The 25819-nt window shown below is 58.1% G+C and carries 23 protein-coding genes and 1 riboswitch; of the genes, 10 read left to right on the forward strand and 13 right to left on the reverse strand.

The genetic code is table 11. From position 1 onward, the window contains the following. Window positions 1-136: 136 nt before the first annotated feature. A complete protein-coding gene (locus ORG26_RS04370; RefSeq protein WP_266367309.1) occupies window positions 137-1636 on the reverse strand; it encodes an acetyl-CoA carboxylase biotin carboxylase subunit in 1500 nt (499 codons plus the stop codon). A gap of 194 nt (window positions 1637-1830) precedes the next feature. Between ORG26_RS04370 and ORG26_RS04375 the strand changes: the two genes are divergently transcribed. Further along, complete coding sequence (locus ORG26_RS04375) at window positions 1831-3102, forward strand: aminotransferase class I/II-fold pyridoxal phosphate-dependent enzyme (RefSeq protein ID WP_266367310.1); 1272 nt, start codon at window positions 1831-1833, stop codon at window positions 3100-3102. 282 nt (window positions 3103-3384) lie between these two features. After that, window positions 3385-3570, forward strand: a complete 186-nt coding sequence (locus ORG26_RS04380) for a histone H1 (RefSeq protein ID WP_266367311.1) — start codon at window positions 3385-3387, stop codon at window positions 3568-3570. Window positions 3571-3653: 83 nt separating this feature from the next. Here ORG26_RS04380 and ORG26_RS04385 read toward each other — a convergent pair whose 3' ends face one another. Both ORG26_RS04385 and ORG26_RS04390 read right to left on the reverse strand, forming a co-directional pair. Beyond that, the gene (locus ORG26_RS04385; protein WP_266367312.1) at window positions 3654-4067 is read right to left on the reverse strand and encodes a MaoC family dehydratase; all 414 of its coding nucleotides are present in this window, start codon (window positions 4065-4067) and stop codon (window positions 3654-3656) included. Between the two features lie 89 nt (window positions 4068-4156). Next, window positions 4157-4588 carry a YybH family protein gene (locus ORG26_RS04390; RefSeq protein ID WP_266367313.1) on the reverse strand — a complete coding sequence of 144 codons (432 nt, stop codon included), beginning with the start codon at window positions 4586-4588 and terminating at the stop codon, window positions 4157-4159. Between the two features lie 182 nt (window positions 4589-4770). Between ORG26_RS04390 and ORG26_RS04395 the strand changes: the two genes are divergently transcribed. Continuing rightward, complete coding sequence (locus ORG26_RS04395) at window positions 4771-5646, forward strand: diacylglycerol/lipid kinase family protein (RefSeq protein ID WP_266367314.1); 876 nt, start codon at window positions 4771-4773, stop codon at window positions 5644-5646. A gap of 65 nt (window positions 5647-5711) precedes the next feature. Here the strand turns inward: ORG26_RS04395 and ORG26_RS04400 are convergent, their stop codons facing one another. Then, window positions 5712-6521, reverse strand: a complete 810-nt coding sequence (locus ORG26_RS04400) for a PepSY-like domain-containing protein (RefSeq protein ID WP_266367315.1) — start codon at window positions 6519-6521, stop codon at window positions 5712-5714. Window positions 6522-6560: 39 nt separating this feature from the next. Continuing rightward, complete coding sequence (locus ORG26_RS04405) at window positions 6561-7025, reverse strand: QcrA and Rieske domain-containing protein (RefSeq protein WP_266367316.1); 465 nt, start codon at window positions 7023-7025, stop codon at window positions 6561-6563. A 148-nt stretch (window positions 7026-7173) separates the two neighbouring features. Between ORG26_RS04405 and ORG26_RS04410 the strand changes: the two genes are divergently transcribed. Together ORG26_RS04410 and ORG26_RS04415 are read left to right on the forward strand one after the other, a co-directional pair. Continuing rightward, entirely contained in the window at window positions 7174-7782 is a 609-nt protein-coding gene (locus ORG26_RS04410) for an RNA polymerase sigma factor (protein ID WP_266367317.1), read from the forward strand. Continuing rightward, a complete protein-coding gene (locus ORG26_RS04415) occupies window positions 7772-9322 on the forward strand; it encodes a hypothetical protein (protein ID WP_266367318.1) in 1551 nt (516 codons plus the stop codon). Before ORG26_RS04410 ends, ORG26_RS04415 begins: the two co-directional genes overlap by 11 nt. 71 nt (window positions 9323-9393) lie before the next feature. Here ORG26_RS04415 and ORG26_RS04420 read toward each other — a convergent pair whose 3' ends face one another. The 3 genes from ORG26_RS04420 to ORG26_RS04430 all read right to left on the reverse strand — a co-directional run bounded on the left by ORG26_RS04420 (window position 9394) and on the right by ORG26_RS04430 (window position 11931). Next, window positions 9394-10302: a S66 peptidase family protein gene (locus ORG26_RS04420; RefSeq protein WP_266367319.1), complete on the reverse strand. Its 909-nt coding sequence runs from the start codon at window positions 10300-10302 to the stop codon at window positions 9394-9396. Window positions 10303-10513: 211 nt separating this feature from the next. Then, a complete protein-coding gene (locus ORG26_RS04425) occupies window positions 10514-11536 on the reverse strand; it encodes an ion channel (protein ID WP_266367320.1) in 1023 nt (340 codons plus the stop codon). Between the two features lie 68 nt (window positions 11537-11604). After that, a complete protein-coding gene (locus ORG26_RS04430; RefSeq protein WP_266367321.1) occupies window positions 11605-11931 on the reverse strand; it encodes a DciA family protein in 327 nt (108 codons plus the stop codon). Window positions 11932-12142: 211 nt separating this feature from the next. Beyond that, window positions 12143-12272, forward strand: a riboswitch (SAM riboswitch). 179 nt (window positions 12273-12451) lie between these two features. Between ORG26_RS04430 and ORG26_RS04435 the strand changes: the two genes are divergently transcribed. The 3 genes from ORG26_RS04435 to meaB all read left to right on the forward strand — a co-directional run bounded on the left by ORG26_RS04435 (window position 12452) and on the right by meaB (window position 15933). Then, window positions 12452-13768 (forward strand): O-acetylhomoserine aminocarboxypropyltransferase/cysteine synthase family protein, encoded by a 1317-nt coding sequence (locus ORG26_RS04435; RefSeq protein WP_266367322.1) that lies wholly within the window; start codon window positions 12452-12454, stop codon window positions 13766-13768. A 128-nt stretch (window positions 13769-13896) separates the two neighbouring features. After that, complete coding sequence (metX, locus tag ORG26_RS04440) at window positions 13897-14943, forward strand: homoserine O-acetyltransferase MetX (protein WP_266367323.1); 1047 nt, start codon at window positions 13897-13899, stop codon at window positions 14941-14943. A gap of 15 nt (window positions 14944-14958) precedes the next feature. After that, window positions 14959-15933, forward strand: coding sequence for a methylmalonyl Co-A mutase-associated GTPase MeaB (meaB, locus tag ORG26_RS04445; RefSeq protein ID WP_266367324.1), 975 nt, complete (start codon window positions 14959-14961; stop codon window positions 15931-15933). A gap of 53 nt (window positions 15934-15986) precedes the next feature. Here the strand turns inward: meaB and ORG26_RS04450 are convergent, their stop codons facing one another. The 4 genes from ORG26_RS04450 to ORG26_RS04465 all read right to left on the reverse strand — a co-directional run bounded on the left by ORG26_RS04450 (window position 15987) and on the right by ORG26_RS04465 (window position 20601). Beyond that, entirely contained in the window at window positions 15987-16952 is a 966-nt protein-coding gene (locus ORG26_RS04450) for an SDR family NAD(P)-dependent oxidoreductase (RefSeq protein WP_266367325.1), read from the reverse strand. Continuing rightward, window positions 16949-17809, reverse strand: coding sequence for a lysylphosphatidylglycerol synthase transmembrane domain-containing protein (locus ORG26_RS04455; protein WP_266367326.1), 861 nt, complete (start codon window positions 17807-17809; stop codon window positions 16949-16951). Before ORG26_RS04455 ends, ORG26_RS04450 begins: the two co-directional genes overlap by 4 nt. 85 nt (window positions 17810-17894) lie before the next feature. Continuing rightward, window positions 17895-18869: a glycosyltransferase family 2 protein gene (locus ORG26_RS04460; protein WP_266367327.1), complete on the reverse strand. Its 975-nt coding sequence runs from the start codon at window positions 18867-18869 to the stop codon at window positions 17895-17897. Window positions 18870-18969: 100 nt separating this feature from the next. Next, window positions 18970-20601, reverse strand: coding sequence for an ArnT family glycosyltransferase (locus tag ORG26_RS04465; RefSeq protein ID WP_266367328.1), 1632 nt, complete (start codon window positions 20599-20601; stop codon window positions 18970-18972). Between the two features lie 249 nt (window positions 20602-20850). Here ORG26_RS04465 and ORG26_RS04470 point away from each other — a divergent pair, with 249 nt between their 5' ends. Further along, the gene (locus ORG26_RS04470) at window positions 20851-22515 is read left to right on the forward strand and encodes a DUF5060 domain-containing protein (protein ID WP_266367329.1); all 1665 of its coding nucleotides are present in this window, start codon (window positions 20851-20853) and stop codon (window positions 22513-22515) included. A gap of 63 nt (window positions 22516-22578) precedes the next feature. On the opposite strand, the gene ORG26_RS04475 is transcribed toward ORG26_RS04470, so the two are convergent. Continuing rightward, window positions 22579-25023: a TonB-dependent receptor gene (locus ORG26_RS04475; RefSeq protein WP_266367330.1), complete on the reverse strand. Its 2445-nt coding sequence runs from the start codon at window positions 25021-25023 to the stop codon at window positions 22579-22581. A gap of 132 nt (window positions 25024-25155) precedes the next feature. Between ORG26_RS04475 and ORG26_RS04480 the strand changes: the two genes are divergently transcribed. Continuing rightward, window positions 25156-25818: a MarR family winged helix-turn-helix transcriptional regulator gene (locus ORG26_RS04480; protein WP_266367331.1), complete on the forward strand. Its 663-nt coding sequence runs from the start codon at window positions 25156-25158 to the stop codon at window positions 25816-25818. Window position 25819: the final 1 nt, after the last annotated feature.

Below are 25819 nucleotides of genomic sequence, written 5' to 3' on the forward strand. Positions count from 1 at the left end.
ACTCAATCCGCGGCCTCAATCCGGCGACCTTCTTACGACCTGAAAGTGCGTTCTGATTCGTTCGGGATCGCGGGGTTGCCGTTGATAAGCCAGGAGCAATTGCGTTCTGCACAGCCGTTCAGGTTGATAGCCCCGGTTAACCGAGCCGCCGCTCGCGCCATTTGCTCTTTTGCGTCACCACTTCCCCCGCCGCGGCTTTTCCTTTCGGCTTGCCGGTTTCGAGCAGGTAGGCCGCCAGAGCCGCCGCCAGTCGGGTTTCGGTAGCATCCCCCGTTTGCTGCAGCATTTCGGGCGTGAAATACCGCTGCACAAAATGCGTGTCGAACTGGCCGCTGCGGAAGGCTTCGTGCTCCATCACAAAGCGGCAGAACGGCAGGGTCGTCTGCACCCCGGAAATCTGGTATTCGTCGATCGCCCGGATCATTTTTTCGATGGCTTCCTCGCGGGTGGCTCCGTAGGTGATGAGTTTGGCGATCATCGGGTCGTAGAAGATCGGGATGGTCATGCCTTCCTCAAAGCCGTCGTCCAGACGAACGCCGTTGCCCTGCGGCCGGACATACGTGTGCAGCGTCCCGACGTCGGGCAGGAAGTTGTTGGCCGGGTCTTCGGCGTAGACGCGGACCTCCACGGCATGGCCTTTGATTTCCAGCGCCTCCTGTCTGATTTCCAGTGGCTTGCCTTCGGCAATGTAAATCATCTGCTTCACCAGGTCAATGCCCGTAATCTGCTCGGTGACAGGGTGCTCGACCTGGAGGCGGGTGTTCATTTCCAGGAAATAAAAATTCAGTTGGTCGTCCACGATAAATTCGACGGTCCCGGCCCCGTAGTAACCACAGGCACGGGCCACGTCCACCGCGCAGCGGCCCATTTCGGCCCGGATCTGGGGCGTCAGGATGGCCGAGGGGGCTTCTTCGACCACTTTCTGGTGCCGCCGCTGCACCGAACATTCCCGCTCGAAGAGGTGAATGATGTTGCCGTGCTGGTCGCCAAGCACCTGAATCTCCACGTGCCGGGGCGAGGTAACGTACTTTTCGATAAACACCGACCCGTCGCCGAAAGCGGAAATGGCTTCGCTGACGGCCCGGTCCATGCCTTCGTCGAACTCTTCTTCCCGCTCGACGATCCGCATGCCTTTGCCGCCGCCGCCCGCGCTGGCCTTGATCAGAATCGGGTAACCGATCTGGGCCGCCGTCCGTTTGGCCTCCCCGCGGTCCATGATGGCATCCGGCGTGCCGGGCACCATCGGAATGTTGTACGCCGCCACGGCCGCCTTGGCGCCGAGCTTGCTGCCCATGATTTCGATGGCTTCGGGCGACGGGCCGACAAAGATCAGTCCCGCCTCGCGGACCAGCCGGGCAAAAGCCGCATTTTCGGACAAAAAGCCGTACCCGGGATGAATCGCGTCGACGTTGAGTTTGCGGCACACGTCGATGATGACGTCGGCTTTCAGATACGACTCTGCGGAAGGTGCCGGACCGACACACACCGCTTCGTCGGCGTACCGGACGTGGGGCGACAGCCGGTCGGCTTCGCTGTAAATGGCAACGGTCCGGATGCCCATTTCGCGGGCCGTACGCATCACGCGCAGCGCAATTTCGCCCCGGTTGGCGACGAGAAGTTTCCTGATTTTGGTCATGGGTTTGGGGTCTGGCCCGGTTACCGCAGGCGAAAGGGGCCCGGAATCAGCCAAAAATTTTAATGTCGTCAAAAATAACTTTCATCCCCGGAATTTCAATTCGAGTCTGTAGATTTGCCCTTAAGTGAATTTCACTTACTTTTGCACTTATCACAATAAAATTCTCATTATAAACCGATAAAACAGGCTATAAAGTGGATTTATTCGAGAAATTACGCAGCAATTTAGGCCCTATCGGCTCTTATTCTCAGGCACTCAAAGGACACCATTATTTCGCATTTCCGAAGCTGGAAGGCGAATTGGGACCGCATATGACCTTTCGGGGACGGGAAGTTCTCAACTGGAGTCTGAACAACTACCTTGGTCTCGCCAATCATCCGGAAGTCCGTCAGGTAGACGCGGAAGCGTCAGCGCAGTGGGGTCTGGCCTATCCGATGGGTGCCCGCATGATGTCCGGGAACTCCGACCTGCACGAGCATTTCGAAAAAGAACTCGCCGAATTCGTCGGCAAAGAAGACGCCTTCCTGCTGAACTACGGCTACCAGGGCGTCATGTCGGCCATTGAGGCGGTCGTTGACCACCGCGACGTCATTGTGTACGATGCCGAATGCCACGCCTGTCTGATCGACGGTATTCGCCTCCACAAAGCGAAGATGGGCGAATATTATAAATTCAACCACAACGATATCGAAAGCCTCGAAAAGAACCTGATCCGGGCCACTAAGAAAGCCGAAGAAAAAGGCGGCGGCATTCTGGTGATTACGGAAGGGGTGTTCGGCATGTCGGGCAAAGTCGGCGCGCTGAAAGAAATCGTGGACCTGAAACAGAAATACGAATTCAAGCTGCTGGTCGACGACGCGCACGGCTTCGGTACGATGGGCGCAACCGGCGCGGGTGTCGGCGAAATGCAGGGTTGTCAGGACGGCATCGACCTGTACTTCTCGACCTTCGCCAAGTCGATGGCCGCCATCGGTGCTTTCATCGCCGGCGACCACGACATCATCATGTACCTGAAGTACAACATGCGCTCGCAGACCTACGCCAAGGCCCTGCCGATGCCGTATGTGGTCGGTGGCCTGAAACGCCTGGAACTGATCAAAACCCGCCCCGAACTGCGCGAAAAGCTGTGGGAGAACGTACGCGCCCTGCAGAACGGTCTGCGTGAGCGGGGTTTCAACATCGGCGATACCACTTCGCCGGTCACGCCGGTGCTGATGCAAAGCGACGGCGGCGTTCCGGAAGTGACGGCGCTGGTACGGGACATGCGCGAAAACCACGGCATTTTCTGTTCGATCGTGGTGTACCCGGTGGTTCCGAAAGGCGTGGTGATGCTGCGGATCATTCCGACGGCCGCGCACACCCTGGAAGACGTCGAATTCACGCTGAACGCCTTCTCGGACGTAGCCCGGAAGCTTTCGGAAGGCTTCTACCGCCAGACCGAACTAGCCACGGCCCCGACCGCCTGATTAGGACAAAACAAAGATTGAGCCGGTGGCTCGCACCCGGGATTCGGATTCCGGTGCGAGCCACCTTTTTTTTATCGGTCAGGCCCAAAAAATCCGCAAATTCCGCTAAAAAAGCCCACTCGTTGACCACTGCCTAATGAAAAAGCTTTTTTTTGGACTTTTCCTTTGATTTTTTTACCTGTCTACTTGCGCTGTTTCATATAATGCGTATATTTCGCAAAAAGCGCGATTTTTAGGCGTTTTAAGGCGTTTTTTCATTCACTTAAACCCATACGTATCGATATGGCACGTTTCGATGAGATCAAGAATCTGGTAATGTCACTGGAATCAGATTTTGAAAAATTCTACGAGAAAGGCAACCAGGCTGCGGGCACCCGCGTTCGCAAAGGCATGCAGGACCTGAAGACCCTTGCTCAGGAAATCCGTTCGGAAGTTCAGGATAAGAAAAACTCTACGGAGAAAGCCTAATCCTCCCGACTCAATCAAAAAGGCGACCCGCTCGGGTCGCCTTTTTGATTTTCCCCGGTCAGGGTCTGTGACCGCTGACGGGGTTATTGAATCTTTTCCCGGTGCATCAGCGTCGCGATACCCCGCGTAGTGACCTTTCCCGTTTGCAGGTCCTTCAGTTCGCCCTGGATGTCGGCCGTGTGCTTGTCGGAATTAATGGAAATCACCGTAAAAACCGCTTCGTAATCCGTATCGACGAACATCGGCCGCAGAAATTCCAGCGTCTGCTTCAGGTAGACCGATCCATATCCCGGAAATTCGGTTCCCAGTACTTTCGTAAAAATGCTGGCGCCCAGCATACCGTGGATGATCGGTCGTTTGAAGGGCGTCTGGGCCGCGTATTCGGCATCGAGGTGAAGCGGGTTATTATCGCCGGTCACGCGGGCGAACTCTTCTACATCGGCCTGTGAAAACCGGAAGCGGTGCGTGTGCACGGCATTGACAGAAATTGGCGTCATGAATCTGGAGTTGAAACGGCAAAAATACAGGTTTGCCGGTAATTCTGGTTCTGCTGGCGGTGCGACGGAAAAGGGTTCACCCGTACCCGTCAGCTGGAATGATCGCTTACAATCACCCATTTCCCACCGATTTTCTGCCAGAGCAGCGTAAACGAACCGCCGACATCGCCGATCTGGGGCCGGGTCAGGTGCCAGCGGCCAATGACGTAGGCCGCACCTTTGGCCGGAAACGTCAGGCGGAGAATGTCAAACTTGAGCGTACCCATCGAAGCCCGGTCGGGATAGCGCTTGCGGTAGTTGGAAAGCGTGGCGTCGTACCCGTAGGTCACGCCGACCTTGCCCACAAACGTCAGGGAGTCCGACTTCCAGTAGCCGTTCATGAAGGCGTCGACGTTGCCGGCGTTCCAGTCAGCAATCTGCCGGTTCAAAATGCCCAGAATGGCTTTCCGGTCTTGTGGCGACTGCGCCAGGGCGGTGTAAAAAGTGAAAAGACAAAGGAAAAGACAGGCGATTCGTTTCATTTTTGTGGGGAAATAGTTGGAACTTTAGGCCGGTGAAAAGGCTGGCTTGCAGCCCAAACTTACAAAATGAACCGAATTCGCAAATTTTACGAAGACTATAAACCTTACATCTTTTCCGACGGCTGGTATTACGTCTTCATTATCCTCTTCATCCTCCTTCTGTTCGTTTTCTTCTCCTGAACGTGGCCCGACCGGATTTACTGCTCATTATTAACCCCTTATCGGGAACGGCTTCCCTCCCGGCCAAGCAGCGACTGGTGGCTGATCTGCAGAAACTGGCCGCCCGGGAAGGCTTCACGCCGGAGGCCGTCTTCACCGAACGTCCCGGCCACGCCACCGAACTGGCCCGCACAGCCGTCGATGCCGGATTGGGGCGGGTCATCGCCATCGGCGGTGACGGCACCCTGAACGAAACGGCCAACGCGCTGCTCCACACCCGAACGGCCCTCGGCATGGTGCCCGTCGGGTCGGGCAACGGCCTGGCGCGGCACCTCGGCATTCCGCTTTCGCCCCGGCAGGCGGCGGCACGGGCCGTTTCCGGCAGACCGGTCGTGATCGACAGCGGGCGGATCAACGAACTGCCGTTTTTCTGCACGGCGGGCGTCGGCTTCGACGCACACGTGGCGCATTTGTTCGCCCGGCAGCCTACCCGGGGATTGCCTTCCTACATCCGCACAGCCTTCGGCGCGTTTCAGACCTACCGCCCCCAGACCTACCGCATCGACGGACAGCCCCACACGCTTTTCTCGCTGACCGTCGCCAATGCCGGGCAGTTCGGCAACAACGCCTGGATTGCGCCGCAGGCCAACATTGCGGACGGACAGCTCGATCTCTGCGCGCTTCAGCCGTTCCCGAAGCAGGCGGCCGGGATACTGGCCTGGCGGCTTTTCCGCAAAACGCTGCATCAGTCGCCCTACCTGCAAACCCAGCGATTCCGGTCTGTCACGATTTCGGGCGAGGGACCGCTTTCCATTCACATCGACGGCGAGCCGGTAGAACTACTTACCGACACCATGCGGGTGCAGGTCGTGCCGAACAGCCTTCTGGTCATTTTATAAAAAAGGCTGACAGCCGGGTGGTGCCCCGCGTCAGCCTTTCCGGTTGTCAACCCAATCATTCTCTCCTATCGGCGGTGTTCGAGCTTCTGCACAAAGGTGCCGTCAGCCGCGAAAACCAGCGCCACCGGACGACCCGTGGCCGGTTTCACCCACACCAGAAACTGGCCGGATGCATTTTTGCCCGCTACTTCAATCGTCGAACCGGCGTAGTTCTTCGAGACGTATTCCGTTACGGCCGTCGGCAGGGTAGCCACGTCGATCCGTTCAAACTTCTCTTTCGGTTTGCGGACCAGCTCTTCCTTGAACGTCCCGTCGGTGTTGAAGACCAGCGTCTTCTTCTCGTTGTTGACCGTAATCATCACGAAATAACCGCGGCTGGCATCTTTGGCGGCCAGATGGATGGTCGCGCCGGCGTAGGTCGCGGCGATGTACGACTTGATGTTGGCGGGCAGATCCGCTTCCGCAACCGTCTGCAGGCTGTCGCGTCCGCCTCTCGGACCCGGTTTACGGCCTTCCGGACGAGCTACCTCCCGGTTGAATGTCCCATCCGAATTGAAAAGCAGCGTTTTGCGCTCGTTGTTCTGCGTCAGGGCCACCAGAATATTGCCGGAATCGTCCTTTGCCGCATAAGCGATCGTGGCACCGGAATAATTCGTCGAAACGTAGCTGGAAACCGTGGCAGGCAGTTCCGTTGCGGCGATCTTGGTCAGTTTCTTTTTGCTGTGAAAGCCGGTGGTATCTCCCGCCAGGCGGGCGGTGCTATTGACGGCGGTATCGGCCGTTTCCGGCTCAACAGCGGTCTGATTCTGATCACATGACCATAAGGCCACACTAACAAGGGCAACGGCCCCCAGGTACAGCACTCCTTTTTTCATGGTTTTGTACGTTTGATTTGGGAAAATTGTAGTTAAAACTTAGGAATACACCCGGACGATTGGCCCTTTCTGGTCCACTTTGTAGACGGTCAGACCGCGTCGTCCGTTGGCATTGAGCCCGTTGCCGCCGGTATCGAAGCGGGCACCGTGGGCGGTACAGTAAAATTCATTGTTGCGAAACGTGATCTGCCGCTGTCCTTCGTGGCTGCATACCTGGGAAGCCGCCACCAGCGCCCCGGTCAGCGTGCGGGCCACGACAACGCTGTTTCGCACCACGTAGCCGCCCGGTTTCAGAAGCAGCGCATTGGCGGGCTCGCTCAGGTCCAGATCGAAATCCACCGGACCAATGGGAGTCACCTCCTGGCTGTTCTGACAGGACGCCAGCAGAGCCCAAAGCGCAGCCCCCCGGAAACCCATTGATTTTAAAAATTCATTTCGATTCATGCTTCCTCGACAGAATACCCGTTCGTCGGTGGCAATCAGGCCGGGTTTGCTTCTGTTCATGGGTAAATACGCCGGGGCTCAAAAGCTGTGTTGCAGCGGGATTAAAAAATTTTCGGAATTTTATTTTTATGAAAAATTATACGACAGGCCGCAACGATTCGTTGCCGAACCACGTATTTGTCTCTGTAACGATAATCGACAAAGGCCTTTGTTTTTTCGTAAACGCTCTTCTTTCTCGGAACAGGACCTGGACAGCGTCCTGACGGCTTGCCTGGCGGGGGAAGCGCAGGCCCAGCGTACCCTCTTCCGGCAGTTCTACAGCTACGCCAAGAGCGTCTGCCTGCGCTACGCCGCTTCCACCGAAGAGGCCGAAGAGATTCTCAATGACAGCTTCCTGAAAGTCTTCCAGCGGCTGCACCAGTACGACCGCGCACACGCCTTCAAGGGCTGGCTGCGGGCCATCGTTATCAACACGGCCATCAGTTATCACCGAAAATACCACAAGCTGGACACGGTGGCGGGTCTGGAGGCGGGCATGGACGCGACCTTCGACGAGAGTGTGGTCGACCGCATTGCCGCCGACGAGATTCTGGCGATGGTTCAGCAGTTGCCGCCCTCGCACCGCACGGTGTTTTCGCTGCATGTAGTCGATGGCTACAGCCTCCGCGAAATTGCCGGGATGCTGGACAGCAACGAAGCCACGGTCCGGTCGCATTTTCTGCGGGCGCGGCTCCGCTTGCAGGAGATGATCCGCGCGGCCTACCCGGTTTTTTTTTCGAGTGACACGTTGACGAATACAAAATTGTATGAAAACTGATAAGTTCAACGAATCCATCCGCCGCAAACTGGAAAGCGTCGATCCTGATTATCAGGAATCTGCGTGGACCCGTTTGCAGTCCCGGCTACCCGCTCCGGTTGTGAAACCGATGTGGCAGCTGCGGTGGGGGCTGACAGCGGCCGCGGCCTCCGTGGCGACGGTGCTGCTGGCCGGGTCCTTCTGGCTCTACCAGGCCAACCAGCAAAAGGCGGCGGCCATCGAAGTGCTGCGGTCTCAGGTGGCTGCGTTGAAGAAGAAACAACAACCCACGGGTTCGGCGGCGCTGCCCACACCTGTCCGGGAAGTGGATACGGTTTACATTACCCGGTACGTCGAAAAACCGGTTTATCTGACACCGGACGGCCAGCGTCCGGGCACTGAAGAAGCGCTGGCAGACCGGGTTCAATCTGACCGGAATGAGGCGCTTTCGGCCGCTGACCGGGACACGAAAGCGGAAACCGGCACGGCGCCGGACCGGGAGGCGGTTCCGTCCAACCCGGATGAGTCAAACGGCAACGCTTCGGAAAACCGGCTCCGTACCGGCACCCGTCCGGACAGCCGCCGGGTTACCTCCCGGTCGGGCAATTCCTTGCAGAACACAGCGGAAGAGGCTGGCGGAAGCAACAGACGAAGCGGTGATTTCCGCAAAAATGACTCTTACGCGGGTCGCCGCACGGGCGGGAACCAGCCTTTGGGGCCGACGTATTCCACGCCTTCCGGGACCTCCGGCAACCGGGGCGGCAGCGGGGCGATGGACAGTCCTGCTCCGTCGGCCAGCGGCTCGGAAGCGGGTTCCGCCCCTACCGGTCTGGCCGCTCTTGAGCTGATGAAAAGCCTCCCGATTCGTCCGGACTCGGCCTATTTTGTCGACCGATACGCGCGCCGCTCCCGGCGGGTACGGTTCCAGACCAATCCGGCCCTGCTGAGCAAGCCCACCATCGAAGAACCGGTGCCCCTTTTCCGGGTACGGGCCGGACTCGGCGGCGATCTGGCGATTGGGCAGCGCAGTGTCGGCTTTGCCGGAGAAGTGCTGCTCGGTCGGCATCTGGTGGTCAGTGCCGGAATCAACCGCAGTGTGCTCATCGGCGGCGACTTCCTGACGGACATCGAATTCAACCGGAAAACCCTTAAAGACTTCCGGCGTGACTACGTTCCCGGCATCGACCCCCGCCACGACATCACCAACATTGACCGGAAGACGGTTTTGTGGCAGGTCCCGGTATCGGTCGGGGTACGCCTGCCGATCGGCAACGGGTTTACGGCGATTCCTTCGGCCGGAGCCACGTTCAGCCTTCAGGCGGACGAGCGCATTACGTTCACCTACCGCCGCGGACCGGGCGATTTTAACCAGAAACTTATCGGCGTCCGCCGCCCCAACGACTGGTACACGACCTGGGCGGTGTCGATGCCCATCGAAAAACAGTGGGACCGGATTGCGCTGCAGGTCGGGCCGCTGATTAATGTACCGTTCAAAACGGCTCCGAACGGCTTCAACACCTTCACCGGCGGCGTCCGGGCCCGCGTTTTGTACCAGTTTTAGATTAGCCAAAAAAGAGACGGCCCGGCTTGTTCTGTCAGAATTGAACAAGCCGGGCCGTTTCTTTTGGCGCTTTAGGAAAAAATCAGCCGGGCACCGGAGTCCAGTACCTCTAGGGTCGCCTCGTGGCCAACCGGCAGGGCCAGATTCAGGGCCACGTGTCCGACCGGAAAATTAAAGCAGACCGGGTAATCGTAACCGGCTACGTGTTCCGCGATGATTTCGTCCGTTGTTTTGCCAAAAGGGGCCGTTTCGTTGATCCGCATGTCCGAAAACTGACCGACCAACAGCCCCGCCAGCTTTTCCAGTCGCCCGGCGCGCCGCAGTTGCAGCAGCATCCGGTCGAGGGAGAAATACGTCTCGTCGATGTCTTCGATAAACAGAATTCTGCCGCGATAGTCCACGTCCGAGGGGGTTGCCAGCATGTTGGTCAGCATGGTCAGGTTGCCGCCCAGCAGCGGGCCGGTGGCCTTTCCCGGGCGGTTCAGCGGGTGCGGCGCGGTGGCGTACGGAGCGACCTTCTCGCCAAAAAGCCATTGCCGGAGCGTTTCAACGGCCGGGCCGCCGCCCTCCTGCCCGAACAGTTTGGGCATAACGGCATGCAGACTTTCGACGCCCAGGGTCTGCAAATGGTAGTGGACCGCTGTAATGTCGCTGAAACCCACGACCCATTTCGGATGGTTTTGAAAACCGGTAAAATCCAGCCCGTCGAGCAGCCGGTAGCTTCCGTACCCGCCCCGGACGGAGAAAACGGCCCGAACGTCCGGATTGTCGAGCATGTGCTGGAAGTCGTGGAGCCGCAGGGCATCGTCCCCGGCAAACTGAAAGTGGCTGCTGGTCAGGGACTGGCCTTCCAGCACGTTCAGCTTCCACTCGTCGCGGAGAATTCGGAAAGCAGGTTCGAGGGTATCGTAATCGAGGCGGCTGGCCAGGGCAACGAGGCCAACGGTATCGCCGGGCCTGAGAAATGGGGGAACGCGCATGAGGTATTGTTAAATGCTGAGTGCTGCAAGAAAAGCTTTCGGCAAAAGTAGGGCACCGGCGGCAATTCAGCATTCCAGACCGGGCCCGGAATTTTTCGAAAGGACCCATTCGCACAAACAAGGGTTTCATCTCCCAGACAAAACCCAAAAAATCCCTTCATCCCTAACCTCCATCCATCAGAGTTAATTCTCGAATCTGCGTAATCCCGGTTCAAAGATTTAGCGGTGCTTCCCGCGTCTCGCTCAGCTTCTCGACATCCAGTACGACCATGCCCCGTTTGGCCTGGTTGAACATGGGCACAAACTTATGCCCCCAGCGGATTTCGTCATATCGGTAAGAATACCGGAGGTGGACCTGCTGCGAGAAGGTGTCGTCCACGGCATGCAGGATAATCAGGAATTCGGTATCGGACTCTTCCAGTTTTTCGGGAGTACAGCCCACCAGCGGACTCTCGGCCGTGATCGGATGCACGAGCGTCCAGTTCGTCGGGAAAAACGCGACCTTGCGGCGCTCAAGCGTCAGATTGAAGTACTTCCGGGCGAGGGAGCCGTCGGCGGCCGGTTCCAGCCGGGACATCGTCACGTCGATTTCCACGTCGATGAGCTGGTTGCTCCGCTCGTTGACGATCCGGAACATGAAGGCATTGACATCGAGGTAGGGCGCAAACACGGCCGTTTCGCTGAAGCGGATGCGGGGCGTCGGGCGCGAAAAGCGGGCGTAGAGCAAACCGGTGGCGAGCGCAAAGGTCAGCAGGCCCGTCAGCGACTCCAGCGCGGCGAAGGCACTGGCCCAGAAACCCACCGGACTGATGCGGCCGTAGCCGACGGTGGTCAGCGTCTGAACGCTGAAAAAATAAGCTTCCCAGAACAGGTCCCAGGCGGATTTGCCCCGAATGCCCATCAGGTGTTCGTAGCCCAGCAGCGAGTACACGCCGGCAAAAATGAAGTTGGTCAGCACAAAGGCCAGAATGACCATACCGAAAAACTTCGGCCACGGCATTACGATCAGGCGGTGAAACAAATTCAGTTCCGCCAGAAAAGAAGCGTTTACGTGCCGGACGTTGAAGGAACCATCCTTGTTGAGGAGCCGGACTTTGGTGTCGTTGAAGCGGGTTCCGAAACCGAGGTCGGGGCGTTGTTCTTCCTCTTCGACCAGTTTACTGGCCTGCCGGCCACCCAGGCGAAAAGAGGTCAGTCGGTTTGAAGAATTCGTTTTTCTGGAAACGTGGGCCATACATGCAGCCGTTGCGGTAAGAGAGTGCTTCTACTACAAGGCTTCGCCGAAATAAATTCCGAAGCGGCTTAGATGAATACAACGTCATCGATCACGTCCGTTCCCATATCCCGGTTGATGAGCTGAATCATTTTCTGCTTGGCAATGACGAGTTCGCTGCGCAGCGGGGCGGAGGAGATTTCGATGTACAGAATGCGGTCTTTGACGTAGAGGCGGTTGGTCCGGGAGGCGATGGACTTACCCATCATCTTTTCCCAGAAAGCCTCCAGGTAGGTTTCGTTGAAGCGGGTCTGCAACTGGTAGGACCTCAGCATCAGCCCGATAGCGTCCTTGAGCGAGGTAACGCCCGGCTTCCGGGTGGCGTTGTCTTTGTCGAAGCGGTAAGTCTGTGACATAAATACGGAGAGTCCTGGCACAAAAGTAACACGCAGTACGTATCGGCAAAAGGCCCCCGGCAGATTATTTTACCCCTTTTACGAAGCGGCAGGAACCACTTTGCCAAAAAACCAGCCTCCGAATTGCACCGAACGGGTTTGTTGTTTATACTTGCATATCAATTCTTCGTTCGGGCCGGTTTTTGGCCCAGCCCGGGTAACCGGCACGACGGATTTATACAGAAGGGGGGAGAGACCAGGCTCTGCGAACCTCTGGCAACCTGCCGCACGGCAAGGTGCTACATCCTGCCTAAGCACCCGTCAGCGCATATTCGATGGCGGACCGTTAGGAACTATAAATCACTGATTAGCATGTACTACATCCGATGTTGTATGCCCCACGCGGGCCGTTGAACAATTCTACCTGTCGCTGCGGATTTCAGGACGATCTCCGTGTGCTCCGGCGCATCCTCATGCCCGGTTCTTTCCATGTCATCCATTCATATCCATCTGTCTATACAGGCTAATTCGTAAACCACCAATGGCAAATCCACTGCATTTTGAAACGCTTCAGCTCCATGCCGGGCAGGAAGTAGACCCGGCCACCAACTCCCGGGCGGTCCCCATTTACCAGACAACCTCCTACGTTTTCAACGACTCGGCCCACGGCGCCGACCTGTTCGCCCTGAAAGCGTTTGGCAATATTTACACCCGCATCATGAACCCGACCACCGACGTGTTCGAGAAGCGGGTGGCAGCACTCGAAGGCGGCGTGGCGGCCCTGGCCGTGGCCTCCGGACAGGCGGCGCAGTTCATCGCGCTCAACAACATCCTGAACGCGGGCGACAACTTTGTAACCACCTCCTACCTCTACGGCGGCACTTACAACCAGTTCAAGGTTTCCTTCAAACGGCTGGGTGTAGACGTTCGCTTTGCGGAAGGCGATAAGGTCGAAAGCTTCGAAAAACTGATCGACGAAAACACGAAGGCGCTGTACCTGGAAACCATCGGTAACCCCGGCTTCAACATTCCGGACTGGGAAGCCTTTGCGGCCCTGGCGCAGAAATACGACATCCCGCTGATCGTGGACAACACCTTCGGGGCGGGCGGCTACCTCTTCCGGCCCATCGAACACGGCGCGGCGGTGGTGGTCGAATCGGCTACCAAGTGGATCGGCGGCCACGGCACGAGCATCGGCGGCGTGATCGTCGACAGCGGCAAATACAACTGGGGAAACGGCAAGTTTCCGCAGTTTTCGGAACCGTCGCCGGGGTATCACGGACTGGTGTTCAGCGACGTTTTCGGCGTCAACGGCCCGTTCGGCAACATCCAGTTCATCATCCGCGCCCGGGTGGAAGGGCTGCGCGACTGGGGGCCGGCCATCAGCCCGTTCAACTCGTTCCTGCTGCTTCAGGGCCTCGAAACCCTGTCGCTGCGCGTCGACCGGACGGTGGAAAATGCGCTCGCCCTGGCCCAGTGGCTGGAGCAGCACGAGCAGGTCGAATTTGTCAACTACCCCGGCCTGCCCAGCAGCAAGTACCACGAACTGGCCCAGAAATACCTGAAACGGGGCTTCGGCGGCGTCTTTATGTTCAAGATTAAAGGCGGCCGGGAAGTAGCCGACACATTTGTCAACAAGCTGAAATTAGTGAGCCACCTCGCCAACGTCGGCGACTCCAAAACGCTCATCATCCACCCGGCTTCGACCACGCACCAGCAGTTGTCGGAACTGGAGCAGGAATCGGCGGGCGTAGAACCGGGCCTGCTGCGCATTTCGGCGGGCATCGAGCATATCGACGACATCAAAGCCGACCTCGAACAGGCGTTTGCGGCGGTGGCTGAGGCGGTATTGAGTTAATCAGTTCTCCGTTTTGTGTTTTCTGTTTTGTGTTTTCCGTTGCTTCGCTGGGTGTGATTCTCTGCCATGATGCAACCGAAAACAGACAACCGAAAACACAAAACGGAAAACAGAAAACTAGCATCATTTTGAATCTGCATTACTTCGATTACAAATTTTCCTTTCCGCTCGAAAGCGGAGAAGAACTTCCGGGGTTCCGGCTGGCCTATCAGACCTGGGGCGAACGGAACGACGACGGCTCGAATGTCGTCTGGATTTGCCATGCCCTGACCGGCAGCGCCGACGCGGCCGACTGGTGGGACGGCATGGTCGGCCCCGGCAAGTATTTCGACCCGACGCGGCAATTCATCATCTGCGCCAACGTGCTGAGTTCCTGCTACGGCTCCACGGGTCCGCTGTCGGTGAACCCCCGCACGGGCAAGGCGTTTTACCACGATTTTCCGATGGTCACCATCCGCGACATGGTCGGGGCGCTGGATTTGCTGCGGCAGGAACTGGGCATCGACCGGATTCACACCTGCATCGGCGGTTCGCTGGGCGGGCAGCAGGCCGTCGAATGGGGAATCCAGCAGCCGGAACTAATCAAAAATCTGATTCTGATTGCCACCAACGCCGTGCACTCGCCCTGGGGAATCGCCTTCAACGAATCGCAGCGGATGGCCATTTCGGCTGACCCAACCTGGACCGAAAGCCGCGACGATGCCGGGGCAGCTGGGATGAAAGCGGCCCGCTCGGTGGCCCTCCTCTCCTACCGCAACTACGACACCTACGGCTTTACGCAGGCGCTCGACCACAACGAACAACTGGACCAGTACAAAGCGTCGAGCTACCAGCAATACCAGGGCGATAAACTCGTCAAACGCTTCAACGCCTACACCTACTGGCACCTGTCGAAGGCGATGGATTCGCATAACGTGGGCCGCAACCGGGGCAGCATTATCAATGCCCTCAACCGCGTCAAAGCCCGGACACTGGTGGTCGGCATCCGCTCCGACATCCTGTTTCCGCCGGGTGAGCAGCAGTTTCTGGCCCGGCACATCCCCGACGCCCGGTACGAGGAAATTGACTCGCTCTACGGCCACGACGGCTTTCTGATCGAAGCCAAGCCGCTGACGCAGATCATCCGCCGCTGGATGGAAGAAAGCGCCCGGCAGGATGCCGCCGTTCGGGTGTAATGCTTTTCTTTGTGCATGCGCCGACTGACCGCCGACCAATACGTTTCCGGAGTTCTTGCCCACGACCGGCTCGTGCTGAGCCGGGCCATCACGCTCATTGAAAGCCGCCTGCCGAGCGACCGCGAACTGGCCGGGCAGGTGCTCGCACGGATTCTGCCGCATACGGGCAACGCCGTGCGGCTGGGCATTACGGGCGTTCCGGGCGTCGGCAAAAGTACCTTTATCGAATCCTTCGGCAAACACCTGACGGGCCTGGGCAGGCGACTGGCCGTGCTCGCCATCGATCCCAGCAGCCAGCGTTCGAAAGGCAGTATTCTGGGCGACAAAACACGGATGGAAACCCTGTCGGTGGACCCGCAGGCCTACATCCGGCCTTCCCCGGCGGGCGACTCGCTGGGCGGCGTGGCGCACCGCACCCGCGAAACGATGCTCCTCTGCGAAGCGGCGGGCTTTGACGTCATTCTGATCGAAACCGTGGGCGTGGGCCAGTCCGAAACGCTGGTGCACGGCATGGTCGATTTTTTTCTGCTGCTGATGCTGGCCGGGGCCGGTGACGAACTGCAAGGCATGAAACGCGGCATCATGGAACTCGCCGACGCCATCGCCATCACCAAAGCCGACGGCGACAACCGGGCCGCCGCCGACCGCGCCCGAATCGACTACGCGAACGCCCTGCACCTTTTTCCGCCCGCTCCTACCGGCTGGATGCCGCCCGTGCTGACCTGCTCGGCCACCGAAAACCGGGGCATCGCCGACCTCTGGCAGATCATCACAAAACATCAGGAACAGCTAACCCGAACCGGCCACCGCGACCGGCTGCGGCAGGCGCAGAATCTGGACTGGATGCGGAATTACCTGCGGCAGCAACTGGAAGAGCGTTTCTACAGCCAGCCGGGCATCCGGGAGCGGCTGGAAGCCGTCGAAAGGAAAGTACGGGCCGGGGAGCTGCTGCCCGTGCAGGCGGTGGAGGCGTTGCTGGATAACCAATAAAAAAGGCGTCTGATAGCTCAAACGCCTTCCAATTCTTCGGGTCCGACAGCGGCTCAGTTCACCGTCTGGGGCCGGGCTTCTCCGCAGTACCACTCCACAAACCGCCGGACGCCTTCCTGAACCGAAACGGTGGGCTCGTAACCGATGAGAGTCCGGGCCTTGCTGATGTCCGCAAAGGTCCGCTGCACGTCGCCGGGCTGCATAGGCAGATGGTTCAGCAACGCCGACTTTCCGACGGCCTTTTCCAGCGTACTGATGAGTCCGCTGAGCGAAATCGGGTCCGAGCCGCCGATGTTCAGCACTTCGTAACCTTTGACGCTGTACAGCGACTGCATGATGCCTTTCACAATGTCCTCGACAAAAGTATAATCCCGTGAGGTGGAGCCGTCGCCGAATACCGGAATGGGCTTTCCGTGGAGAATCTGGTCGGTAAACTGGCTGATGGCCATTTCGGGCCGCTGCCGGGGACCGTAGACCGTAAAGAACCGCAGGCAGAAAATATCAAATCCGTACAGGTGGTGAAACGTGTGGCAAAGCAGCTCCGCGGCCCGTTTGGAAGCGGCGTAAGGAGAAAGCGGCCGGTCGCAGGCCTCCCGTTCAGAGAAAGGCACCACGGCCGAATCGCCGTATACCGACGAGGAAGACGCAAAAACCATTTTCCGCACCCCCGCCGTCTGCATGGCCTGCAACAGGGTCAGCGTGCCCTGCACATTCACGTCGAAATACAGCGCCGGGTCCTGCACCGACGGCCGGACGCCCGCCCGCGCCGCCAGGTGAATGACGGCGTCGAAGGGGTAGGCCGCAAACAGCGAGCCCACCAGCGCCCCGTCCCGAATGTCGCCTTCCACAAACGTGTACCGGCTGTTCTGGCGGGCTTCGGCCAGATTTTTCCGCTTGATCGCGGGGTCGTAATAGGCATCCAGGTTGTCCAGACAGACTACCGAATGTCCTTCTGTCAGTAATTTTTCGGCCAGATGCGAACCGATAAAGCCGGCACCGCCAGTTAATAGGATAATCACGTAGTTAAGTCGTTAGTGGATAGAACGGGACGAAAGCTGAAGAAAACGCCGGTCAGCGAGACAAAAGCCGTTATCAGGTAGAACAACAAGCTTACCGCGACGGCAGTTTCCTGAGGCAGTCCTAATACCTGCGCCCCGAACAAAAATGTCAGCTCCCGCGCTCCGGCTCCCCCGATGGTAAACGGGAGAATGGAAACGATCGACGAGAGCAGAAAGATAAACAGGTAACCCGGCACCGACCCCTGCGCATCGATGGCGTAGAGCAGCACCACCATCTGAATCATCTGCGACACCTGCACCCCAACCGACTGCACCGTGGCCCGGAGGAACACAGGCCGGAAGGTCGGCAGGAATCGCTGAATCAGGACGGCGGCCACCCAATGCGACAGGGCAATCAGCGGCAGGGCCACCCAGAACGGCACCGGCCCCTGCGGAAGGTCCGGAAACAGCAGCAGCAGCCCGTATCCCAGCGGCAGAATGCCAATCACCCGGTCGAGCACCGTGGCCTGCACCAGCGGCTTCACGGGCGTGCCGGTCAGGCGGTTGAGCAGATACACTTTATAGCCGTCGCCGCCGATACCGCCCGGCAGAAACAGGTTGTAATACATGCCCAGCCAGTACAGCTTGAGGCTCGGCCCCACGCCCAGCCGCAGACCCACCTGCCCGAACAGACTACGCAGCCGCTCGGCCCCCAGCACCCGCGAAATCAGGTAAAAGCCGGTCGCCAGAGCCAGCCCGCCCGGAGCCGTCCGCCGAATCACCGCCCACACCTCGTCCACGTCGATCTTCCGGAACACCAGCCAGAGCGACAAAGCCGAAAGGGCGATTTTGAGGATGGTTTTGACGTAGCCGGGCACAGTTTTTAGTTAAGAATTAAAAATGAAAAATGAAGAATTATCCGCTTTTGAAACAGCGGCAACTCTACTGGTGTAGGTCTTACTTTTAATTTTTCATTTTTAATTCTTCATTGAACAGGGTTTCTTCCGCCCGGTAGATGCGCCGGATTTTGTACGGTTTCTTGTCCTGCGATTCGTAGTAGGTCCGCATTTGCAGTTCGGTCATGATGCCGAACATGATGAGCTGGATACCCGCGATGACCAGCATAACGCCCAGAATCAGCAGCGGGCGGCCCCAGATGTCGTTGCCGAGCAGTTTTTCGACCAGCAGATAACCATTGATGAGCAGCCCCACCAGCAGCGACAGGATACCCCAGTTGCCAAAGAGGTGCATCGGCTTCCGCAGGTACTTTTTCAGGAACAGCATCAGAATGAGGTCGCTCATCACCTTCAGCGTGCGGCCCAACCCGTATTTCGACTGGCCGACCAGCCGCGGGTGGTGCTTGACGTCCATCTGCGACATTCGCGCCCCTTCGAGCGCCGCCAGCAGCAGGATAAAACGGTGGAGTTCGCCGTACAGGCCGAGGCTTTTGGCCAGGTCCGCCCGGATCACTTTCAGGGCGCAGCCGTAATCTTTCAGGTGCACATCCGACGCCTGCCGGATCATCCAGTTGGCGATGCGGCTCGGAATTTTGCGGAGGAACATACCGTCCTGCCGGTTGGCCCGGATGCCCGCTACCAGGTCGAAATCCCCTTCTTCGGCGCGGCGCAGCATGGCCGGAATGTCGGACGGGTCGTTCTGCAGATCGCCGTCCATCGTCACGATGTACTCGCCCCGGGCCTTTTCGATACCCGCCGCAAGGGCCATGCTCTGCCCGTAGTTCTTTTGCAGGTCGATAATCACCAGCCGGTCGTTGTGAACGGACTTCAGTTCGCCCAGCGTGTTGTCTTTCGAGCCGTCGTTGACAAAGATGGTTTCGTATTCGTAGACGGACATCGCCCGGTCAACGGCTTCAATCATCGGAAAAATATTGCCCTCCTCGTTATAGACGCAGATGACAACGGAAACATATGGTTTCATACGTTTTTGCGGAAAAGAGTGACTTCCGTCCGGCAAAGGTAGGCAAGTTCGTGAATTGATACCCGAAAAATACAGCTTATTGCCGACGAACTACCGCCGATTATTCGAATTGTACCAATTTGGCGGGCCATTGATCGAAGAGCAAGAACTCGTGCAGGACCCGGTAACGCTCGCCCGCCAGACTGGCCGAATCCGCGATGTAGAGCGCGCCGGGAATTTTCTGATCCGTCCGTTTCAGCACCTCGCCCCGGACGACCTCAATGTGGCAGCTGTTCACGTCCGTGGAGCCGTCCCGGCCGATGGTTTCCTTGTAGCCGTAAAGCGGTTTGCCGAGCGACAGTCGGGCTACTTTCTCCGAAGAATCCTTGTAAAACTGCCGGTGTTCGATGCGAGGCGGCAATACAAACCAGTTGAACCCAATCCGGACCACGCCCAGAAACGCGAACAGAATGACGAGCCGGTTGGCCGGTTGCCGCCAGTACTGCCAGGTGACGAAGGCCAGCGCCACAAAAATCAGCGGCACCTGCCACCAGAGGTCGGGCATGTCTTTTGTTTCCGGCATAAAAAAAGGCGTCCAGCAGCCGATGGTCACCACGGTCAACACGATGCCCATCAGCCCGTCCCAGCCCCGGCGGCGCCAGTCCGTGGGGCGGCTTTCGTAGTAGGAATAAGCAAAAATGGTGAACAAGAGCGGCAGCAGCATGAACAGATACCGCGCGTATACCTGCGGCGACGACCAGTAAATGACGAAGTTGACCGCAAACGTCACCGCGTTGAACAGGATGAACGGGTGCAGCGTGGCCGCCCAGGACGTTATTTTCTGGAAAAACGGCATTCCGGACGAGTCGGCTTTCGGCTTCCGGAGCAGAAACACCACCATCAGCATCCAGGGCGCGTAGAAATACAGCATCTGGAAAGGAAACGTCACCAGATGCAGCAGCGTCTCCGTAATGCCAAACTGCACCACCGTCCGTTTGGCGCTTTCGTCGAACAGCACGGCGGCGATCTTCTCAGGCGGGATGTTATTTCGGGTGAAATAGGCAACGTAGTAACTGCCCACCAGCAGCAGAAAAAGGGCCACGCCCGCAAAATGCGCCGGGTGAAAAAGCCTGCGGAACTGGCGAGTGTACAGAAAATAGCTCCCCAGCGTCAGGCCCTGAAACACCAGTGACGGCAGGCCTTTCATCATGTAGCCGACGGCCGTCAGAAGGTACGTAGTCAGGAACAGCGCCCAGTAGTTTTTCTTTCGGTCGAACTGGTAAACCAGAATAAAGGCGGCGAAGGTGAGCCACGAAAAGGCAATGTCGATCAGGCCCAGCAGCGAATCGTAGAGCAGAATCCGGGCGTTGGTGACCAGCATAAGCGCCGCCGCAAAGCCCACCCGGCTGCCCAGTTCTTTCCGGACCAGCAGAAAGATGGTCAGTCCGTAGAGCACCAGCGAAACGGCCATCGGGAAACGCAGCGCAAAGGACGAGAAGTTGCCGAAAGCGGTATACGACAGCGCAATCAGCCAGTTGTAGCCCGGCGGTTTGTTGAAATACGGCTCTCCGTTGAGGGTCGGCGTGATGTAATCCCCGGAGAAAATCATTTCGAGAGCAACCAGCGCCCGGCGGGGTTCGTCGGAGCCGGTATCGAGGGGCAGCAGACCGAGGTGGGTAAACAGGGCGGGAATCAGCAGCAGCACAGCCAGCAGTTGCCAGAAAAGCGGCCTGCGCAGAAAAGAATCGTTCATTTGAGTTGTTTCACGGCGGAAGTAGCGCGGCAAAGGTATAAAAAAAGCCCGGATGCCTTTAAGTCGGGAGCCGGTCAATCCCCAAGCCAAACCGGCTAACCGGTTAGCCGGGTCGTTTTGACCTTGCTGGCTTTCCGGATCATACCGGTTGAATTCTCGATTGAAACTGTGTAGACCCACGAATTAAACCGTTTGGGCCCACGATTAAAACCGTTTGGACCCACGGTTTTAACCGTGGGCTGTGATATAATGATGAAAACGATTCTTTTGGGCCTTGCTGGCCTGCTGTTTGGCCTCACCGCCGCCGCCCAGAAACTCACCCCCGTTCTGGCCAAAACGCAACTGGAAGCCTACGATTATCAGGAAATTACGGTGAACGTTAAAAAACCGGCGGCAGCCGTCAATCCGTTCAAAGACGTGAAGCTGACGGCTACGTTCACGGCCGAAAACGGCCAGCCCGTCACGGCCGAGGGGTTCTGCGATTCGCCGGACGGTACCGTTTACAAAATCCGATTCATGCCCTCCACGCCCGGCACGTGGACGTATGCGCTCAAGCTCGCACAGAACGGAAAGAGCCAGCAGGCATCCGGCAAATTTACCGTTCAAAAGTCCAGCCGGAAAGGACCGCTGCGGCTCGACAAAGAAAATCCCTGGCATTTTGTCTTTGAAAATACGGGTGAACATTACTTCTGGAACAGCACCACCACCTACTGGCTGATGGGCTGGAAGGACGAAAAAATCATCAACGAATCCATCGACCGGCTCGCCCGGCTGGGCATCAACCGCATCCGGGTAGCCATCAACGGCCGCGCCCACGGCGGCGACCGCTGGTCGGAACCGAACGTGGTTGAATCGCCGAATTTCACCTTTCTGCTGAATCCGTGGGTGGCCCAGCGCCCCAACGACCTCGACAATCCGGGCTTCGACGTGACGCGCATGAACGTGGCGCACTGGCAGAAACTCGACCGGCTGGTGGCCCGCGCCCGCGACCGGGGCCTGATCGTGTCGCTCATTTTCTACGTCGACGGCCTCGACCACGCCACCGACCCGTTTAAGAAAGAGCGCATGGGCGACGAAAACGAGCAGCTGTATTACCGCTACGCCGCCGCCCGCTACAGCGGTTTTGAGAACATCATGTGGGACATCGCCAACGAATACCACCTGTTCCGCACGCCCGACTGGGCCGAGAAGATGGGCACGCTGCTCCGCGCTTCGGACCCGGTCAGGCACCTGATCTCGGTGCACGGCAACGCGGATTTTCCGTTCCGGAAATCGCCCTGGGTGGATGTGGTGATGTTTCAGAGCTGGGACGAGTGCGGCGGGTACCAGTTTATGACCGAATGCCGCCGCAAACAGGCCGAAACCGGCCGGATTCTGCCCCAGATCAACGAAGAATACGGCTACGAAGAGCACTACCCGCAATGGGGTTGCGGCACCAAGTTCCCGGACGGCCGCTCGGCCGACAACCGCCGCCGGCTCGCCTGGGAGATCTGCATGACCGGCTCGTACCAGACCACCGGCGAGCGCGCCGACTTCGGCACCGGCAAAGGCGAAGACAGCGGCGGTGGCTGGATCAACGGGCGCGGCAACGACAAAATGACGATGCTGCCCTATTATAACCACCTGAAAACTATCTTCCAGCAAACCCATTTCTGGAAATTGTCGCCCAACAACAGCCTCGTCGATTACGGCAACCTCTGCCTGGCCGATGTCGGCAACCAGTACCTCGTGTACAGCCGCCTGCACCATTGCCAGGTTGCGCTGCCGAAAGGACAGACCTTTTCCGTAGCCATGTGGAACCCCCGCACCGGCGAAAAAACGGACCTGCCGGATTTCGATACGGAAAAAAACACCACCTGGCGCTATCAGAAATCGCTGGTGGACGACTGGGTGTTCATCCTGAAACGGAAATAGCTGGGTTAGGGGTGGCACCACCGCCGGAACGATTCGCCGGAGTCGGGCCACCCCTGAAAGCCACTAGAATTCCACGATAAACCCGATGGTCGGCACTACGCTCGCTTCGTTATTGTCCAGAATGAACGGCACGGCGTTGGAACCGTCGGCGCGCAGGGGCTGCCCGTCGGTTGTGACAAAGGCGCTGTTGTCGGGTGTGCGCTGAAACGTGTATTGCGGGTAAGCCGGATTGGCCGTAACGAAGGCGTTCGAAACGTCGAAAAACAGGTCGAAGGTAGCGCGGCGGAAGTTCCACTTTTTATCCAGCCGGAAATCGAACTGGCTGAACCGGCCGAGTCGCTGCGCATTCACGCGGGTATAATCCAGAATGCCCGTTCCGACCGACAGATAGTTGCGCTGCGAAGCCTCCAGATCGAAGGGCGTGTACGGCGCGCCGCCCGCATACCGGTAGCGAAGCCCCATCTCCCAGCCCCGCCCGAATTTCCGCCCGAACAACCCCGAAAACAGGTGCCGGTTGTCCCAGGCCGACGGAATCAGGACCCCATTCCGGCCCGAAAACTCGCTCCGCACAAAGGTGTACGACAGCACGGCAAAGATGTTTTTCGTCAGTTTCTGCTGAAAAAGAGCCTCCAGTCCGTAGGCCCGCCCCTTGCCTGTGCTTTCTACCCGCTCGTTGCCAATGGCCCCGAACTCGCCGCCCTGGTTGGCCAGCGAAATGCCGTCGCGGACCGAAACCGGGTAATCGTTGTAGCGTTTGTAAAAGCCTTCCAGCGTGAAGCGGGTCGATGGCCGCGGCAGGAATTCTGTCCCCAGCACAAAATGATTGGAGTTGATGTAGCGGTTGTTTTTGTTGGCAAACTCGCCCGTTTCGGGATTGCGGAAGCCCAGCACCGTGTAGATCGGGAGCTTGAAATACCGGCCCACCGAAGCGTTCAGGTTCCATTTGTCGGACAGTGCATAACTCAGCGCCAGCCGGGGCGAGAGCGTCCGGAGCGGGTTCATGCCGTCGTTCAAAAAGGTATTCATGTCGGTCCGGACGCCACCTGATACGCTCAGGGGACCAAAGGTTTTAGACACCTGGCCGAACGCCCCAAAACGCCAGAACGTCAGGTCGGTGTTGAAATTGACCCGAACGGCCGGTTGCAGCAGCGAGCCGTCCGGATTGCGGAGTTCGTTGCGGATGCGGCTGAAAAAATCGTTGTTGTAGCCCACGTACTGCGCCAGACCGCCGTAGGAAAACTTCCAGCCGTTGATGAATTTGTTGACATCCACCCGAAGTTTGTTTTCGATTTCCTGCGAACGGGAACGCAGAATCCGGCGACTCTCCACCGGATCGCGGCTATCTTCAAAACGGTCGAGCGAATTGTCGAACATGTTCCGGCTCAGGGCAACGTTCAGATACCCGTTGGCAATTAGCCGTTTCAGCGAGAATCCGACCGTGTAGTTCCACTGTTTAATGGTGGGCACGGCCCGGAGCGTGTATTCGTTCTCGGGCGTTGTTTCCCGCGGGACCGCAAATGAGAAGTCGTCGATGGCCCCTACGCCCAATGCCGTCAGGGTCGTTTTGGCGTTCAGTTTATGGGTGACTTTGTACTGAAAATCCCAGTAACTCGGACGAATCGGCAGGTCGAGAGCCGAAAACAGCAGTTGCAGATAAGACCGCCGCGCCGACGCGATGAACGTCGTTTTGTCGGACAACGGCCCTTCCACCGTGCCCGCCAGTTCCGTTCCGCTTAGCCGGACGTTGCCCTGGAACCGCTCGGGGTTTCCCTCCCGCTGTTTAAACTGAAAGACCGACGCCAGCGCGTTGTCGTAGCGGGCGTCAAAACTGCTGGAAGACAAGGTTACGTCCTCGATGAAGGACACATTCAGAATGCCCGTCGGGCCGCCCGCCGACCCCTGCGTGGCGAAGTGATTGATGACCGGAATCTCGATGCCGTCCAGGTAATAGACGTTTTCGTTGGGCGCGCCGCCGCGGATGATGATGTCGTTTCGGAAGCCGCCCACCGAACCGCCCGTTCCGCCCACGCCCGGCAGGGACTGGATGACCCGTGAAATGTCGAAGTTGCCGCCCGGATTCGACCGGATTTCTTCGGTGGACAGGCGCTGGATGGAGTTCGGCGTTTCGAGCGTCGTGACGGCGGCGGTGGCCCGCTGGGCTTTCACGGACACTTCGCTCAGCGTAGTTTCGTCGGACAGCAGTTCAAAATTGACCGTCAGGGCGTTGCCGGAAGTCAGGTTCAGGTTGAATTTGGTCTCGGCCCGGTAGCCGACGTACGACGCTTTCAGGTTGTAGCTACCCACCGGGGCCGTCAGGCGAAAACGGCCTTCGGCATCTGTCACTCCACCAATGTTTTTGCCTTCCAGTTGGACCGTCACGCCGATTAGCGGTTCCTGCGTGTTTTTGTCCCGCACCAGTCCGGTAATAACCCCCGTTGGCGCTTGCCCGCAGGCCCACGAAGAAAACAGAACCGAAAAAAGGATTAGGAGATAGTGCTTCCAATTCATACGACCTCGTTTTTATTTTCGGCAAATTTAGTACGAAGACGTACATAAACCGCAAGACTATACGTCAAAAAAGACGAAAAAATAGTTTTAAAGTATGTAATCGTACTATATTTGCAGTAGACAGCCTGCGCCATGAACTACCGTTTGTTAAAGGAAATTCTAGAACAGCTTGAAGTGTACGAGAAAGAGAAGGGCGAATCCGGCCCGGCTCTGGACGATTTTGCCCGCTGGTTGCTGGGGCATTCGGCCCCGGAAGCCGTGCGGGACGACCCCAGCCAGGCACCCCAGAAGCGTTGGGAGGCCCAGATGACCGCCCCGGAAAAGGATATCGGGATGTACGTGGTGTACCTCAACCGCTACGCCCGGCATTACACCAAGAAAGCCCTCGACGGCTCCCCGCTGACGACGATGGATGATTTCAGCTACCTCGCCAAGCTCATGGCGACGGAAAGCCTGACCAAAACCGAGCTGATTCAGGTTCATAAGCAGGAAAAAACGTCGGGCATTGAGGTAATCAAGCGGCTGCTGGGTGCGGGGCTGATCGAGCAGTTCGACGACCCGCAGGACCGCCGCAGCAAACGGGTGCGCCTTACCGCGAAAGGTCGCCAGACGATTTACGGCGTTTTTGAGCCCATGCTGGCTGTGTCTCAACTGGTAGCGGGCAACCTCACCGAGTCGGAAAAACGGACGCTGGTGGACCTGCTGCGCAAGCTCAATCACTTCCACGAACCGCTTTTTCTGGATCACCACGACGCCAGCCTCGACGCGCTGAAAGAATTTGTGAAAAAATCCTGAT

The sequence above is a fragment of the Tellurirhabdus rosea genome (assembly GCF_026278345.1).
Taxonomy (GTDB): domain Bacteria; phylum Bacteroidota; class Bacteroidia; order Cytophagales; family Spirosomataceae; genus Tellurirhabdus; species Tellurirhabdus rosea.

What these genes read in the sequence shown, in the direction of transcription:
- ORG26_RS04385 (WP_266367312.1), bottom strand. Translation starts at nt 4,067, where the DNA reads ATGACGCCAATTTCTGTCAATGCCGTGCACACGCACCGCTTCCGGTTT.
- meaB (WP_266367324.1), top strand. Translation starts at nt 14,959, where the DNA reads ATGCGCCGACTGACCGCCGACCAATACGTTTCCGGAGTTCTTGCCCAC.
- ORG26_RS04435 (WP_266367322.1), top strand. Translation starts at nt 12,452, where the DNA reads ATGGCAAATCCACTGCATTTTGAAACGCTTCAGCTCCATGCCGGGCAG.
- ORG26_RS04470 (WP_266367329.1), top strand. Translation starts at nt 20,851, where the DNA reads ATGATGAAAACGATTCTTTTGGGCCTTGCTGGCCTGCTGTTTGGCCTC.
- ORG26_RS04460 (WP_266367327.1), bottom strand. Translation starts at nt 18,869, where the DNA reads ATGAAACCATATGTTTCCGTTGTCATCTGCGTCTATAACGAGGAGGGC.
- ORG26_RS04465 (WP_266367328.1), bottom strand. Translation starts at nt 20,601, where the DNA reads ATGAACGATTCTTTTCTGCGCAGGCCGCTTTTCTGGCAACTGCTGGCT.
- ORG26_RS04475 (WP_266367330.1), bottom strand. Translation starts at nt 25,023, where the DNA reads ATGAATTGGAAGCACTATCTCCTAATCCTTTTTTCGGTTCTGTTTTCT.
- ORG26_RS04420 (WP_266367319.1), bottom strand. Translation starts at nt 10,302, where the DNA reads ATGCGCGTTCCCCCATTTCTCAGGCCCGGCGATACCGTTGGCCTCGTT.
- ORG26_RS04400 (WP_266367315.1), bottom strand. Translation starts at nt 6,521, where the DNA reads ATGAAAAAAGGAGTGCTGTACCTGGGGGCCGTTGCCCTTGTTAGTGTG.
- ORG26_RS04430 (WP_266367321.1), bottom strand. Translation starts at nt 11,931, where the DNA reads ATGTCACAGACTTACCGCTTCGACAAAGACAACGCCACCCGGAAGCCG.
- ORG26_RS04380 (WP_266367311.1), top strand. Translation starts at nt 3,385, where the DNA reads ATGGCACGTTTCGATGAGATCAAGAATCTGGTAATGTCACTGGAATCA.
- ORG26_RS04425 (WP_266367320.1), bottom strand. Translation starts at nt 11,536, where the DNA reads ATGGCCCACGTTTCCAGAAAAACGAATTCTTCAAACCGACTGACCTCT.
- ORG26_RS04405 (WP_266367316.1), bottom strand. Translation starts at nt 7,025, where the DNA reads ATGAACAGAAGCAAACCCGGCCTGATTGCCACCGACGAACGGGTATTC.
- ORG26_RS04480 (WP_266367331.1), top strand. Translation starts at nt 25,156, where the DNA reads ATGAACTACCGTTTGTTAAAGGAAATTCTAGAACAGCTTGAAGTGTAC.
- ORG26_RS04370 (WP_266367309.1), bottom strand. Translation starts at nt 1,636, where the DNA reads ATGACCAAAATCAGGAAACTTCTCGTCGCCAACCGGGGCGAAATTGCG.
- ORG26_RS04415 (WP_266367318.1), top strand. Translation starts at nt 7,772, where the DNA reads ATGAAAACTGATAAGTTCAACGAATCCATCCGCCGCAAACTGGAAAGC.
- ORG26_RS04390 (WP_266367313.1), bottom strand. Translation starts at nt 4,588, where the DNA reads ATGAAACGAATCGCCTGTCTTTTCCTTTGTCTTTTCACTTTTTACACC.